This is a genomic window from Bacillus sp. EB106-04-02-XG92 (assembly GCF_058791995.1).
This window is the reverse complement of sequence record NZ_JBYTEA010000019.1, coordinates 1-14,790: the sequence shown is the minus strand read 5'-3', so window position 1 is coordinate 14,790 and position 14,790 is coordinate 1. Positions and strand designations below refer to the sequence as shown.

The 14,790-nt window shown below is 33.5% G+C and carries 12 protein-coding genes and 1 pseudogene; 8 read left to right on the top strand and 5 right to left on the bottom strand.

What is annotated here, in order from left to right:
• Positions 1-97 precede the first annotated feature (97 nt).
• Both AC3WVA_RS27080 and AC3WVA_RS27075 read left to right on the top strand, forming a co-directional pair.
• Positions 98-942, top strand: a pseudogene (locus AC3WVA_RS27080) (exonuclease).
• A 183-nt stretch (positions 943-1,125) separates the two neighbouring features.
• A complete protein-coding gene (locus tag AC3WVA_RS27075) occupies positions 1,126-1,473 on the top strand; it encodes a hypothetical protein (RefSeq protein WP_142321017.1) in 348 nt (115 codons plus the stop codon).
• A 293-nt stretch (positions 1,474-1,766) separates the two neighbouring features.
• Here AC3WVA_RS27075 and AC3WVA_RS27070 read toward each other — a convergent pair whose 3' ends face one another.
• The gene (locus AC3WVA_RS27070) at positions 1,767-2,858 is read right to left on the bottom strand and encodes a DUF3900 domain-containing protein (protein WP_492322340.1); all 1,092 of its coding nucleotides are present in this window, start codon (positions 2,856-2,858) and stop codon (positions 1,767-1,769) included.
• 116 nt (positions 2,859-2,974) lie between these two features.
• The gene (locus AC3WVA_RS27065; protein WP_141539397.1) at positions 2,975-3,316 is read right to left on the bottom strand and encodes a hypothetical protein; all 342 of its coding nucleotides are present in this window, start codon (positions 3,314-3,316) and stop codon (positions 2,975-2,977) included.
• Between the two features lie 362 nt (positions 3,317-3,678).
• On the opposite strand from AC3WVA_RS27065, the gene AC3WVA_RS27060 reads away from it, so the two are divergent.
• Together AC3WVA_RS27060 and AC3WVA_RS27055 are read left to right on the top strand one after the other, a co-directional pair.
• Positions 3,679-4,590 (top strand): VanW family protein, encoded by a 912-nt coding sequence (locus AC3WVA_RS27060; protein WP_071757672.1) that lies wholly within the window; start codon positions 3,679-3,681, stop codon positions 4,588-4,590.
• Positions 4,591-4,764: 174 nt separating this feature from the next.
• Positions 4,765-5,673, top strand: coding sequence for a VOC family protein (locus AC3WVA_RS27055; RefSeq protein WP_492322339.1), 909 nt, complete (start codon positions 4,765-4,767; stop codon positions 5,671-5,673).
• A 21-nt stretch (positions 5,674-5,694) separates the two neighbouring features.
• Here the strand turns inward: AC3WVA_RS27055 and AC3WVA_RS27050 are convergent, their stop codons facing one another.
• On the bottom strand, positions 5,695-6,612 hold the full coding sequence (locus AC3WVA_RS27050; RefSeq protein WP_098881234.1) for a GNAT family acetyltransferase: 918 nt from the start codon (positions 6,610-6,612) through the stop codon (positions 5,695-5,697).
• Entirely contained in the window at positions 6,609-7,127 is a 519-nt protein-coding gene (locus AC3WVA_RS27045) for a GNAT family N-acetyltransferase (RefSeq protein ID WP_098881235.1), read from the bottom strand. The genes AC3WVA_RS27050 and AC3WVA_RS27045 overlap by 4 nt, the downstream gene beginning before the upstream one ends.
• A gap of 303 nt (positions 7,128-7,430) precedes the next feature.
• Between AC3WVA_RS27045 and AC3WVA_RS27040 the strand changes: the two genes are divergently transcribed.
• Both AC3WVA_RS27040 and colA read left to right on the top strand, forming a co-directional pair.
• Positions 7,431-8,108, top strand: coding sequence for an MgtC/SapB family protein (locus tag AC3WVA_RS27040; protein WP_098881236.1), 678 nt, complete (start codon positions 7,431-7,433; stop codon positions 8,106-8,108).
• 203 nt (positions 8,109-8,311) lie between these two features.
• Positions 8,312-11,227 (top strand): collagenase ColA, encoded by a 2,916-nt coding sequence (gene colA / locus AC3WVA_RS27035; protein ID WP_492322338.1) that lies wholly within the window; start codon positions 8,312-8,314, stop codon positions 11,225-11,227.
• A 435-nt stretch (positions 11,228-11,662) separates the two neighbouring features.
• Here colA and AC3WVA_RS27030 read toward each other — a convergent pair whose 3' ends face one another.
• Positions 11,663-12,916, bottom strand: a complete 1,254-nt coding sequence (locus tag AC3WVA_RS27030; protein ID WP_098881238.1) for an ATP-binding protein — start codon at positions 12,914-12,916, stop codon at positions 11,663-11,665.
• Positions 12,917-13,548: 632 nt separating this feature from the next.
• On the opposite strand from AC3WVA_RS27030, the gene AC3WVA_RS27025 reads away from it, so the two are divergent.
• Entirely contained in the window at positions 13,549-13,989 is a 441-nt protein-coding gene (locus AC3WVA_RS27025; RefSeq protein WP_098881239.1) for a hypothetical protein, read from the top strand.
• A 433-nt stretch (positions 13,990-14,422) separates the two neighbouring features.
• Positions 14,423-14,716 (top strand): ArsR/SmtB family transcription factor, encoded by a 294-nt coding sequence (locus AC3WVA_RS27020; protein WP_017560598.1) that lies wholly within the window; start codon positions 14,423-14,425, stop codon positions 14,714-14,716.
• Positions 14,717-14,790: the final 74 nt, after the last annotated feature.

Genomic DNA, 14,790 nt, shown 5'->3' with positions numbered 1-14,790 from the left:
TTTTTGACGAAGTATTACCATGCATAAAGTGTATGAATAAATGAATACTGAAAATAAAGTATGTGTGTGAAAAGGAATGTAGAAAGAGGTAAATAAATTGGAAAACGCTACACATTTTATTGTGTTTGATATAGAGAGAAATTTCAGGCCGTATAAATCAGACGATCCGTCAGAGATAGTTGATATCGGGGCTGTAAAAATAGAAGCGAGTACAATGAAGGTAATTGGAGAATTTTCGGAATTAGTAAAACCGGGTGCTAGGCTTACTCGCCATACGACAAAATTAACAGGGATTACAAAGAAAGATTTAATGGGTATAGAGAAATTCCCGCAAATTATAGAGAAATTTATTCAGTTTATCGGAGGGGATTCTATATTTGTTTCATGGGGAAGAGAAGATTATCGCTTTCTATCTCATGATTGTACGTTGCACGGTGTAGAATGCCCCTCTATGGAAAAAGAGAGAAAGTTTGATTTGCAGAAATTTGTTTTCCAAGCGTATGAAGAATTATTTGAGCATACACCAAGTTTACAATTTGCAGTAGAACAGCTCGGTTTAACATGGGAAGGAAAGCAACACAGAGCTTTAGCAGATGCTGAGAATACAGCCAACATACTTCTAAAAGTATATAACGAGAGAGATATTCATAAACGATACAAAAGACACGGTGAGCTTGAACTTGTAGAGAACGGAAAACTAACAGAAAAAGCGAAAAAAAGATGCGAAAATGGGTATTTAAAGAAATGAGAAAAAAGACAGAGCGTCCTTTCGTTTGGAGTACATTTGAAAGTAGTGACACGTGGGAAAGTATAACGGAAAGATACTATATAAGTGAAGCTACAATAGAACTACTGAAAAAGCATTTTCGTACGGCGGTTAGAAAAGCGGAAAGGCAGATTAAGTATTTGGCTGAGATGGAGAAGAATGCAGAGGTTAAATGACATTCTTCTTTATTTCTAGCTACATAAATGTAACGTCATTGTTTTTATATGTGAATAAAATATTTATATTAAATAGCAATTGATTTGTTGTGATGGGGTCATTATAATTACTTTGAAAATTAAGGTGTATTCATGATTAAAATCAAAGAGTAAGATAAGAGTTTTATATAGGGAAGTGTGATAGTGATAGACTTAGATATTAAAGACGTCAACGTACAGATGGAATTAAACGGAGTGTTTTGGAATGAGGAAGGAATTGCTGAAATGACGGTGACTACAAAAGAAGAGCATTCTCTGCTTCTTCGTCTAGTAGTTGACTTAGAAAGTAAAACGATTAGGGCGACAAGTGCCGAAATAGTGAATGGGTTTTGCCCTCTGTGCAAACAAAAAGGTGACGAATGTAGTGAACTTAATGACGTACAAAACAAAATGGATATTTTAGAAGAAGCTTACGATTGGGTGAGAGAGCATCCAGAATATCGTTTTCAATTATCTTTCTACGATTACAATAAATTTGAGGTAGTGAAGTGAAATTTTCACTTGAACAACATACATAGTGACTAAAAAGAAAACATAAAAAAATTATAGACGGACTTGTTCAATTAGAAATATTGAAATAAGCCCTTCTATTGGAAATACGCTTGTACAATAAGGAAGTAATCTACTTGATTCGGCAATAAATGTCCACTTAGATCAAAAATAAGCATATATTGTTATAAAAACCGATTCTGAGTAGAATCGGTTTTTTATATAACTTTCAACTATGTCCAAAATACAAGAGCGCTCGTTAACAGCGCTCAGTAAAAATAGGGATATAGAAGGGTTTATTCAATCCCGTTCGGATCGTAAGAATACTGCTGCTTATTCTCAATCCGCTCAATCACATCTTGCAATTCATCTGGCTTCAGGAATTCAATAGGAGAGAAGCCTTTTTCAAACGTAAGTGTGTCAGCTTCGATCATTAGTACGTATCGGTCATTTACCTTTGCGATATGTATTTGATCCCCGAAATCAGCAAGCAGGGCCTTAACAGAGATATGGTCCGCTTTTAGCTTCAATTCCACTTCAGGAGCATGCTCGACGATTTGTGCGGTAGCTTCCATTACTTCTTCGGTTGAAAATTGTTCCATAATTTCGCGTTTCGGACTGGCAGCCCATACTTCCATTGCTTGGTCGAATTGTTCGCGTTCTTCCGTACCTTCTTCAAATACATCTTCAATTTGGTCATATACCATGTCCATTACTTGTGTTTTCATAATTTCAGGCATAGAGCATTCATACTCGACGAATTTTAAGAAGTCTTCAAAGTAACGGGCGTGTGATGCTTGGTGAATTTTTAGTTCGCCGACTTCGACCATACCTTCTTCAGGCATGTACGGATATTGGATAGACTTCATGTTTTTTGTTGTGATGGCCATTTCAACATTACGAATTAATGTGGATTCATCTGAAATAGAAGCAACTTTCGGTTCAAAGTCACATTTCATAACGAAAACGAATGGATCATCAAAATATTTACGTAGTTTTGCTTGCGCAATTAAAAATACACCACCGCGTACAGCACTTGTGTCAAGATATGTATAAACGAGTGGTTCACTCATATCTTTGAAGTTTTCCTTAGTTTCTGCGAAGCGAATGCGATTAAATAAGTTGTAATGGGGGTTTGAATCAAGTTCGTGCCCTTCTTCTACAATGAAGCGACCGATTTTTGTCGGAGCTTGTTCTGTTTTCGCATGACGTTCTACTTTTCGCTTTGAAATTTTTAATAATTCACCATTCAAAAATTCTTTTAAGGAGCTATCTTCATACTCTTCAGCGTCTAATGTTTGAAAATGTTTGTAGCGTTTATCAACTGCTTCACCTTTTCCTTCTACTTGTACAACATAAAAGGAAAGATAATTTATTTCGAAATCCATATTTATCACCTTGTTTCATTTCATTAACTCTTATCAGTATAGAGATGGAAAAAACTTTCGTCAATTTATATAAGGAAGGGGGAGTCCCTTCCTTAATATATTTTTTGTTTTCGAAATTAAAATCCGTCTTCTAATGCTGAAAATGGAATGTTTAGTCTGTTTTCTATAGTACGTAAACGTTGGTTTAAGCGGTTTAATCTACGTGTATGTCGCTCAACCGTATTTTCTAATTGACGTACTCTTTGCTCAAGCTCATTTACTCGTCTTTCTAGTTGACGGTTTCCAGCACCAGGGAAAGAGATTGGAAGTTGGAATTGTCGAGTTTGATCATATGGATTAACTTGTTCTACTGGATCTATATATTGTTGGTATTGTGCTTGTAAATCATATTGAGGCTGATAAGCATTTTGGTTATATGGATCGTATGGATTGTAGGGGTACATAAAAACATCCTCCATTTCTTTAAAATAGGTTAATTCACCATAATGTATGTGTAAAAGCGGAGTGTGGCACGGCAAATACCTATTTATGTTCACAGGATGTTTTTTTGTAAATGCGAATATGGTGTTTTACATTTGTGTTTCGTTCGTTAGATGGTATATACTGGATAATGAAATGGAGTCACATAAAAGTTAAAATTCTATCAAACTCAAACTTTTATGTAAATATGTATAGACATTTGGAAAAGAAAAGAGTAATTTATATAGAGTAAAAAATAACTTGTAACATTTTATAAATATATTGTAAAATGATTGTAACAAAACATACATAAAAATGAAATAATACATAAAAGTACTATTAGGAAAAAGGGGAGAGTATATTGTTCCGTAAAGTAAAGGGTATATTAGTTGGGGTGTTATGTGTAGCTGTAGTGAGTGGCTGTGGTACAAAAGTTAGTGATGTTGCGTTAGTAAGTGATATTGGTGGCCACACGGTAGAGGCTAAAGCAGAAGTACAGGATTCTATTAGTTTAGTAGATGGTCGTACAGGTACGGAAGTGAAAAAGCTAGATTTATCAAGTCTAGGCTATTTTGAAGATGAAGCAAAATTTAAAAAATCAGTTGAGAAGGTTGCTAGGGAAGTTGGGAAAAGTGTTGACAAAAAGATGGTCCCTTCACGTTTAGGACCTGACGGAAGTTGGCAAGAAGGAAAGCCTTCTTTTGAATTAATGGAAAAAGAGTTAGTAAATAAATTATTAAACGTAGGTATGTGGGATTCTTCATATCAGTTACCTATTGTTGAGAAAAAACCTACCGCTACATTAAGTGATGCGCAAGGAAGTGGCACGGTAATTGGTAGATATGAAACGAATTTAGGTGGCTCAACAGGTGGACGTATTGAGAATATTCGTTTGTCAGCAGCGAGCATAAATGGAGTTGTATTAGCAAAAGGAGACAGTTTCTCTTTCAATGCATTAATTGGTGATACAACACCGGATAAAGGATATCAATTAGGAAAAGAAATTGTAGATGGTAAGTTAGTAGATGGATATGGCGGTGGTGTTTGTCAAACATCATCAACATTATATAATGCAGCAGATCAAGCTGGTTTGAAAATGGTAGAGAGAACGACACACTCTAAAACGGTAGGTTATGTTCCACAAGGAAGAGATGCTACAATTGCTTATCCATACTTAGACTTAGTGTTTGAAAACACGAATGATGCACCTGTAAAACTTTATATGGGTATTCAAGGCGGAAAGTTAGTTGCTGAAGTACATAAAATGAAATAATAATTATAAAGTCACCTTTTCTAAAAGCTAGAAGAGGTGACTTTTTTATTACGAAAATAAAAATGTTTATAAATTCTGACTTTTCTTATTTACATAGGAGGAATTTAGCTGTATCCTTCATAGTAACGGTTATATGAAATAGGAAAATATCGGTATAAGGAGATGGAGTTATTCATGGTACAAATTCATCCGAAAACACGTATTGGTCATGTTGAATTTAAAGTGAAAGATTTAGTGCGGCAAATTGCTTTTTATGAGAATGTAGTAGGACTAGAAGTAATTAAACAAGAGGAAAATAAAGTATATTTAGCTGGAAAAGGTGGCAAGAGTACGCTACTTGTTCTTGAAAAGTTAGAGGGTGGGGTACTGCAAGAACCGCGTACGACTGGTATATATCATGTAGCCTTTTTAGTTCCGACTCGTGAGGCATTTGCTTCGGCGTTATTTGGTGTGATTCGTAATAAGAATGTAATTGATAGTCCGGCTGAGCAAGAGGGACGTTATACATATTCAAATGAAATTTTACCAATTTCAAGGTTTAATAGTGCAAGTGATCATACGTATAGCGAAGCGTTTTATTTACAAGACTTAGAGGGGAATGGTATTGAGATTTATGCAGACCGTCCGCGAGATCAATGGGGAGAAGGGCCAGGAGGAAGTACGCCGCTAGATTTAAAAGAGCTAGCAACGCTCGTTGATTATGAGGTTGATGGATTACCGGCTAATACTGTCGTTGGGCACGTACATTTACGAATAGCTGATGTAGAGAAATCACACGAGTTTTATGTAGAGACAATAGGGTTTGAAGTGCAACAACGCGAAGATGACTGCTTATTCATTTCTGCAGGAGGATATCATCACCATATAGGTGCAAATACGTGGAACGGAGTAAATAATCCACATCCACCAGCACATGCAACGGGGCTTAAAGTATATACAATTGTATTACCGCATAAAGAAGCGTTAGAGGAAGTGAAAGGAAGATTAATAGAAAAACAACATGAAATAAATGAGATTTTAAATGGATTTACTGTAGTAGATCCTAGTGGTATTACAGTCCAGTTTGAAATAGAAGCTGTATAAAAGAAGCCGGAAAGTGTATAATCACTTTCCGGCTTCTTTTTGATACGTAATCCAAGTAGCACAAGGATTGAAAGGAAAGGATTTTAATATCTCCATTGCATATATACTCGTTGAATCGAATTCACCTTGAATGAAAGAATAACCGTGTTTATTTGCATACATAGTTTGTTTGAAAACGAGCTGTTTCATCAAGGGGACATTTTCTATAGTGTGAGTCCCGCACCATCCTAGTTCTACCGTATTTTCCTTTTCTGATGTATGGAGGAAAGAGTACGCAATAATTTCAGTCTCTTCATCTATCATTACAAAGCTCCCATTTAGTAATATGTCATCAGCTAAGATCTTTTCTTTCCAAATTTCTAGCGGGTATGAGGCAACCGGATTTGCTAAGTGAGTATCTTCATAATTCATTTTTACTAAGTGAGCTAGTTTTTCAAAGAAGCTATTATTGGATAAGATGTTTGATAAGGTTTGTACATCATAATTTGAATGAAGTGTTGTCCCGATAGGTATGATTTTTTGTACGTCTAATATCGGCATATACGTTCTTCGGATTTCCGTAAAGTTATGTTCTTCATAAAAGGTTTTTAAATGAGCTGACGTTTCCCATATGGAGGTTTGCAATGGGAGTTTAAAATTTTCTTGCTTTTGAATCTCGTTTAATAAAAATTGTTCTATGTGTAGCTCTGAATAGAAAGGGTTCGTGTATATTCGAAAGTATGTGCAGTATGGATGGAAGTTACTGTTCCAGGTGAAAAAGACGCCTACTACATCTTTTATATAGTAGGCAACATACGCACATTTTGTTTTATTATCTCGTAATAAGTTAAATAGATACGATTCTTCATTGTATAAATTAATAAGTTGTTTTACTTGTAGCTCATTGCTTCTATTATATTTCTCTATAACAAGATTATTTTTATTGGATGAGTTCTTCATAGCTCGATCCAAAACCTTCTTACTACATTTCCATCTTCTTCAGTGAAATTATCATCACGAAGTCCACCGTTATGTAAAATTGTTTTTTCAGAAGCAGTATTCACTTCGTCGCAAACGACAAGTACTTTCTCGATGTTTAATTCCTTCGTTTTTTCTAGCGATAATTCTAATAACTTCGTAGCATAACCTTTTCTTCTTTCAGAAGGACGAATGCCATAACCGATATGACCGCCAGCGTTAAATAAATGTTCGGTTAAACTATGGCGTATATTAACAGCCCCTACAATTTTATTTTCATCTGTGACGAGCCAATATGTAGAGTCTGGTACCCAAGATTCAGGAAGATTTATGCCGTTATGCGCATCGTGAAGTTCTTGAATCATTGCCGTGAAATTAGATGGATCTTTTGAGATAACCCATGGAATCATCGTTTCACCGCTATCTTTCCATTCTTTATAAAAATCTAAGTATTCTTCTTGTAAATCGGTAGTAGGTGTTAGTAAAGAGACGTTCATTGTTGGTAATCCCCTTTATTTATGTAGTATTTTAAAAAAATTATGATACAAAATGTAAGCGTTTTCTAAATTTTCTCAACCTCATTTTATGCAATCCATATCTCATTTTTAAATGGAAAGTACAGTTTATGATTTTTCGTATAAAAAGTAGGTTGAATTCATTTTATTTTAATATTAAAAATATTAACATAAATCGCCTGGGATATTAAGTGTATTTTAATGAAATGCTTTTATATCGATAAGTAGATGTGTGTGATAATTCTTGTTTTATCTATCTATAATGAACGAAAGGGGGAAGGACTCGTGAGTGTAGATGTTGATCTAATTATACGAATCGGTGTTGCGGGTTTATTAGGAGCGATAATCGGAATTGAAAGGGAGATTCGATCAAAAGAGGCGGGGTTAAAAACACATTTCCTAGTAGCGGTAGGAAGTGCTTTAATAATGGTCGTTTCAAAATATGCCTTTTCAGATATTATGAATGAGGAACATATGGCTCTTGATCCAAGCCGTATTGCAGCGCAAGTTGTTAGTGGTGTAGGGTTTTTAGGTGCAGGTACAATTATTATACAAAAGCAGGCGGTGAAAGGATTAACGACAGCGGCTGGTTTATGGGCTACAGCAGGAATTGGATTAGCAATTGGGGCTGGCATGTATGTAGTAGGAATTGGAGCGACGATCCTCGTTTTAATTGGTTTAGAGATTGTAAGCCGTATTTTTAAGGTGCAATTTTTATTTCCCCAAAGCATAACAGTGCAAATACATATAAATAAACATGAAGCGGTACAACAAATAGTAGAAACGCTACAAGTGAAAGGCATTCCAATACTTTCATATGAAGTGGAAGATTTACAGCAAGAAGCAGAAATAGTTTATAAGGTAAGGATGCAGCTGAAAAATATATCGTCAGAAGAAAAGAATGAGTTGATTCAGCATATGCAAACATTACCGGAAGTTACGTTTATAAAGTTAAAATCATAGCGTTGAAAACGAGGATAGATGTAGCAGGAAATTCGCTATTATCTATCTTTTTTTGATATAAAATTCACATAAAGTCAAGTGTTAATTTTGCTAGGCATGGATACATGTGTGAACGTTCTCTTATTTTTTCTCAATACAGAATAAAAAGTAAGAATAGTAAAATAATGGTGCGGGACACTAAAAAATGTAAGGTAGGGGAGAGCATGAAAGGCTATTCAAAAAAAGTGTTAGTAGGGGTAAGTTTTGCTAGTTTAATGTTAGGGAGTTTCCAAGGGAGCACATTGGCAGAAAGTACAAAGGGAGAGCAAGTTTCTTATCGGAATGTGCTCAAAATGGAGCCAGTTGGTGTACAATTACCAGTCCAAGAATTAGCGCATTCATCAAAAGTGCTTGAAAATAAGTCTTTTGAGAAAAGGCTACAATTTGCTGATTTGTCGCAAAGACCGCCTGAAGTGAAAAAAGAAAGTAAGCAATTAGCTGCAGCGAAAACTTATACAATTGCTGAATTGAATCAATTAAGCAATCAGCAATTAGTAGATTTACTTGTAACAATTGATTGGGAGCAAATTACTGGTCTATTTCAGTTTAATAAGGATAGCCTTGCATTCTATCAAAATGATAGTAGGATGCAGGCAATTATTGATAAATTGAAGCAGCAGGGACAAGCTTATACGAAAGATGATTCCAAAGGGATTGAGACTTTAGTAGAAGTATTACGCTCAGGGTTTTATTTAGGATTTTATAATGCAGAATTAAGTAAACTAAATGAGCGGAGCTATCATGATAAATGCTTACCTGCATTAAAAACGATTGCGAATAACCCGAATTTCAAACTCGGTACGTTAGAACAAAATAGAGTTGTATCATTATACGGAAAATTAATTGGAAATGCTTCGAGTGATGTGGAAACGATAACAGTAGCTGCAAAAATCTTTAAACAATATAACGATGATTTTTCTACATTAGTAGACAATCTTTCAGCTGGAAATGCGATTTACGATATTATGCAAGGTGTTGACTACGATATTCAATCGTATTTGTATGATACGAGAAAAGCTCCGAAAGATACAATGTGGTACCAAAAAATTGATAGCTATATTAATGAATTAAGTCGTTTTGCCTTAATTGGAACGGTAACAGCGAAGAATGGATGGTTAATTAATAATGGTATTTATTATACAGGTAGACTCGGTACATTCCATAGTACAGGAACGAAAGGATTGCAAGTTGTAACGGACGCAATGAAAATGTATCCGTATTTAGGAGAGCAATATTTCGTAGCGGCTGAGCAAATCTCGACGAATTATGGCGGGAAAGATGCAAATGGAAATGTTGTGAATTTAGATCAAATACGAGAAGATGGAAAGAAAAAATATTTGCCGAAAACGTATACGTTTGATGATGGGGCAATTGTTTTAAAAGCTGGAGATAAAGTGACAGAAGAAAAAGTAAAGCGTCTATATTGGGCTGCAAAAGAAGTGAAGGCACAATTCCATCGTACGGTTGAAAGTGATCAACCTTTAGAAAAAGGAAATCCTGACGATGTATTAACAATGGTTATTTATAATAGTCCAGCTGAATATCAATTTAACCGTCAATTGTACGGGTATGAAACGAATAACGGCGGTCTTTATATAGAAGGAACAGGTACGTTCTTTACTTATGAACGTACGCCAGAAGAAAGCATTTATAGTTTAGAAGAATTGTTCCGACACGAGTTCACGCATTACTTACAAGGTAGATATGAAGTACCGGGACTTTGGGGACAAGGGAAGATTTATGAGAATGAGAGATTATCTTGGTTTGAAGAAGGAAATGCGGAGTTTTTTGCAGGTGCAACGAGAACGGATAATGTTGTACCGAGAAAGAGCATTATAGGAGGAATATCTTCAAATCCAGCAGAGCGTTATACGGCAGAGAGAACGTTAAACGCAAAGTATGGAACGTGGGATTTCTATAATTACTCTTTCGCTTTACAATCGTACATGTACACGAAAAGATATGATATGTTTGACAAAATTCATGATCTTATTAGGAAAAATGATGTCACAGCATATGATGCATACTGCTCTGCATTAAGTAAAGATGCGAATTTAAATAAAGAGTATCAAGATTATATGCAAATGTTAGTCGATAACCGTGAGAAATATAATGTTCCATTAGTATCGGATGATTATTTAGCAACGCACGCACCAAAACCAGTTTCAGATATTGCTGCAGAAATTACAGCAGAAGCAAAATTAAGTAATGTATCAGTTAAGAAAAATAAATCACAGTTCTTTAATACATTTACACTGCAAGGAACGTATACAGGTACGACTGCAAAAGGAGAATATGAAGACTGGAAAACAATTACACAAAACGTGAATGATACGTTAAAACGGTTAAGTGCAAAAGAATGGACAGGCTATAAAACAGTAACAGTGTATTTTGTAAATTATCGTGTAAATGCATCTGGACAATTTGAATATGACGTTGTATTCCATGGTATTAATACAGAAGAAGGTACTGTGAATAAAGCGCCAGTTGCGGTTATAAATGGTCCATATAGCGGAAATATAAATGAAGCAATTTCATTTAAAAGCGATGGATCAAAAGATGAAGATGGGAAAATTGTTTCTTATAAATGGGAGTTTGGTGATGGTACTGTAAGTAATGAACAAAATCCGACTCACGTGTATACAAAAGAAGGAACATATACGGCAAAATTAACAGTAACAGATGACAAAGGATTAACGAATACGGTTACAACGAATGTAACGGTTCAAAAGAAAGAAGATAACAGCGTAGAAAAAGAGCTGAATAATTCATTCCAAACAGCAAATAAACTACAATTAAATCAAGTTTTACGTGCGAGTTTAGGAAATGGTGATACGAGTGATTACTTTGAAATTAATATAGAAACGGCGAAAAACCTACAAATTAATGTAACGAAGGAAAATAATATCGGAGTAAACTGGGTTCTTTATTCAGAAGCAGATTTAAATAATTATGTTACGTATGCACAGCAAGAAGGGAATAAGTTAGTAGGAAGTTACTACACGTATCCAGGAAAATATTATTTACATGTGTATCAGTATGGCGGGGGAACAGGGAATTATACGGTAGAAGTAAAGTAGAAAAAAGACAATTGTTTTTTATGACTGGAAATCAATATTAGCTTATATTTAGTAATGCAGGTAATGATATCAGTTATAAAGATAAATACTGGAGTATCGTTATGAATATCAAAAAAATTATACTTTAAATGAAAAAATAACTGTAAGTAATATATCTAATGATAGTAAGAAATCAAGTATCACGAGACTTTATCTTGAAGCTAAGTAGATCTAATTAGTAAATGAGATACAATAGTTGATGAATTATGATTTCATAGAGAACTGAGCAAAGTAATAAGGACTAGAGTTTATCGGTAAAAACGGATATACTCTGGTCCTTATTACTTTTAATTTATTTACGAAATGAAGATAATTAATGAATCAAGTAGTGGCATTTTTGAAATTTATTTAATAAGTTAAGTAGAAAGAATTTATCATTCGAATAATTCCGTCATATTAGCAGGGGATACTAATAGAAAAGCGTGTCCCCTTACCTAATTCACTCTCTATCTCTATATCACCATTTAACTCTTTAATAACACTATAAGCAATCATGGTACCAAGGCCAGTCCCTTTTTCTGTTGTTGAATAGAATGGCAAAGCAATCCGCTTTATTTGCTGAGAAGACATTCCAATCCCTGAATCAATAATATCGATTATAATATTCCCTTTTATTTTCTGTATATTTATTTGTAATACTCCACCATTTATCATGGCCTCAATTCCGTTTTGTATGATGTTGTTTAGACAGAGCCTGAATTTTTCGGGGTCTCCATTTATATAAAAGGAATCTGTATTATTTTGTTTTATTTCAACTTTGTATGATAGAGCTAGTGGTGAAATAGTGTCTTTCACTTGATTTAAAATATGATTAATATCTATTTTCTCTTTTAGGATGTTCTGTGGTTTTGTTAAAGATAAATAGTTATTAATAGTAGATTGTATTTGCTGCATTTCAATTAACATGATTTCTAAGTACTGATCCTGAGGTAGCTTAGAGGCATGTTTTTCATTTAACAATTGAGTGAATCCATGTACTGTAGTTAGTGGATTGTGGATTTCGTGTGCAATCGACGCCGCTAGTTCGCTAGCTATATAAAATTTTTCAGCCCGTTGCAGCTTTTCTTTCATTTTATATTTCTCAATCATGCCTTCTATTAAATATACTGATAATAATACTGTGAAAATATTAATGATTATATAATTTAATAAAAATTCTATGAGAGTAGAGTCTATTTTACTACCTGTATGTATTTGAGTTACAATACCGCAGATAGAAAGTGAAGTTGTACATACTAAAATAAGAAGCAAGCTCAATAATATCTTTTTTTCTTTAACATATAGAGGTAATAAGTAACGGAAGAGCATTGTTATAACAGAAATAATAGTAAAGATAATAAATGATGGAAGAACGCCATTTCCGCCTAAGTAAAATCGATAAGAAAGATATAAAATTCCTATAAAAATAATATTTTTTGTATTTCCATATAGAAAAACTAATATGATAGGAATAAAACGTAAATCATAAATAAATCCAGCATGTAATTGAAAAGGAAAAGTCATGCAAAAAATAATAGCAATGGAGGAAAGGATAGAAATCAATATATTATTACATGTTATTTTTTCTTTAAGTTCTAGCCAAAATACGTGGTAGCTAAGGATACAAATTATTATTATAAAGGTATTTAATAAAAGCGTAGATATTCCCATAGTTTTGCATCTCCGATAGTTTGTATATTGGATTATGTATGAGTTAAACTTAGATGTTTAGTTATTAATAGACTTTCTATCTAAAAAAGGAAGAGCGCTTGAAAAAGTACTATAATATTACTTTTATTAGAATTGATAAGGAAGTTAGGAAAAATAATAGATAAAAAATCTACTTAGATATTTATACATATGAAACTAGAAATTGACTTTTGTATAAGTAAAATTGGGATTGATTTACTAATAAAATAATAGGATTTTAAGTATGAATATTCTATGAAAAATATATTTTGTGGATTCTATTTGTAGCCTTCGTTATATTAACATGGAATATACCAAATTATAAAGTGGAAATTTCGAAATTTTTCATTAGTATATTTTATTTAAAATAGAAACGCTATTTATTTGAGTACATTATTACTTAATTGTATGGATTCTCGTTAAACAAATTTTGAAATTCACATGTTTTTTATGAATCATAATACTGTAGCTTTATCAATGTGAGTGTTTCAGTAACTATTTTAAGATATAAAGTTAAAATATATAGGTTTAAAGATATGAATTATTACATAAAAACGTACTTGAAAAAGAATGTATGATGGTAATAGATTACAAACATCAAGGGGGAGCTTAAAATGAAGTTAAATAAACTAGTGCTTAGTTGTGGAGTAATTTCAGCATTAACACTTGGTGTGTTAGGAAATAATACTTATGCTGAAGAAATACACAAAACAAATGATACCATTCATATAGTTGAACATGTTCCTGCAGACTTATTATTAACTCAAACAATGGATTATAGTGGAGAGGCTGTAACTTCTTTTGTATATAATGGGAGTGGAAATTTAAGCTTCTTTATGAAAAATAATGGTCAAAATACAATGGGATATAGTGTGAAAGGTCCAAATATGGAGCTAATTGTTGGTGGTTATATAAAACCTGGAGAACAACAAATTAATGTTACAAATGTACAGAATGCTTTATCTCCATTACCGAGCGGAACATATAAAATTTACGTTTCAAATGATGATGGTTCTAAGGGGCAATTCCAAGTTTCAGTAAGATCTATGAATTAAATTTAAAACGCTTTGTTTTAAGTTGATTTAATCTTTACTTATTGGAAAGAAACTAAATTGAATTAAGAATTACCGATCAAAATGAAAACGAGCACCTTATCTAATTTGAGAGGATGCTCGTTTTTTGCTATTAAAAAAAACAATTACTTCCAACCGCTTATCAATACATTTTGATACTCCCATCGCTAATCTACTAGTTTGTGTCAACGAGAAAACGTCTACTATAAAATAACTTTTTTAAAATAAAATATAGTTTGGCTAAAAATTAGAGAACATCAATTCATTGGTACAGTAAAAATTGTTCATAGAATTGGTGTCTTTTTTGATTAAGAACGAGAATACATTTTCTCAACAGGATAAATGGTAAATATCTATAAGTACTACTTATAAGTATAATTGGAAAATAGAAATTAATAATAAAGGGGAATGCGAAATGACAATATTAATATCTAATAGAGATCTAGCTAACATTCGAGAGGAAGATGTAGATGTATTAAAAGTAATGGCACATCCCGTTCGATTGAAAATTGTAAATGAATTAATGCACCATAAACTGTGTAATGTTACACAGTTGACAGAAATATTAGGACTCCCGCAATCTACTGTTTCACAGCATCTATCAAAATTAAGGGGAACCGTGCTCCGTGCAGAAAGACGAGGGTTAGAGATGCATTATTATATCGATAATGTTAAGGCTCGCCAGATTGTAGGAATTCTAGGTTTGTGAAGTGACCCCTAAAAGTTAGACACGGTTATTTCATTAGGCAGCTTGATAAAAGTGAGTCCGGTATTGTACCGGGC

Coding starts and splice junctions, on each gene's coding strand:
- AC3WVA_RS27045 (WP_098881235.1), bottom strand. CDS start 7,127: ATGAACGTCTCTTTACTAACACCTACTACCGATTTACAAGAAGAATAC.
- AC3WVA_RS27050 (WP_098881234.1), bottom strand. CDS start 6,612: ATGAAGAACTCATCCAATAAAAATAATCTTGTTATAGAGAAATATAAT.
- AC3WVA_RS27055 (WP_492322339.1), top strand. CDS start 4,765: ATGGTACAAATTCATCCGAAAACACGTATTGGTCATGTTGAATTTAAA.
- AC3WVA_RS27070 (WP_492322340.1), bottom strand. CDS start 2,858: ATGGATTTCGAAATAAATTATCTTTCCTTTTATGTTGTACAAGTAGAA.
- AC3WVA_RS27020 (WP_017560598.1), top strand. CDS start 14,423: ATGACAATATTAATATCTAATAGAGATCTAGCTAACATTCGAGAGGAA.
- AC3WVA_RS27030 (WP_098881238.1), bottom strand. CDS start 12,916: ATGGGAATATCTACGCTTTTATTAAATACCTTTATAATAATAATTTGT.
- AC3WVA_RS27025 (WP_098881239.1), top strand. CDS start 13,549: ATGAAGTTAAATAAACTAGTGCTTAGTTGTGGAGTAATTTCAGCATTA.
- AC3WVA_RS27065 (WP_141539397.1), bottom strand. CDS start 3,316: ATGGAGGATGTTTTTATGTACCCCTACAATCCATACGATCCATATAAC.
- colA (WP_492322338.1), top strand. CDS start 8,312: ATGAAAGGCTATTCAAAAAAAGTGTTAGTAGGGGTAAGTTTTGCTAGT.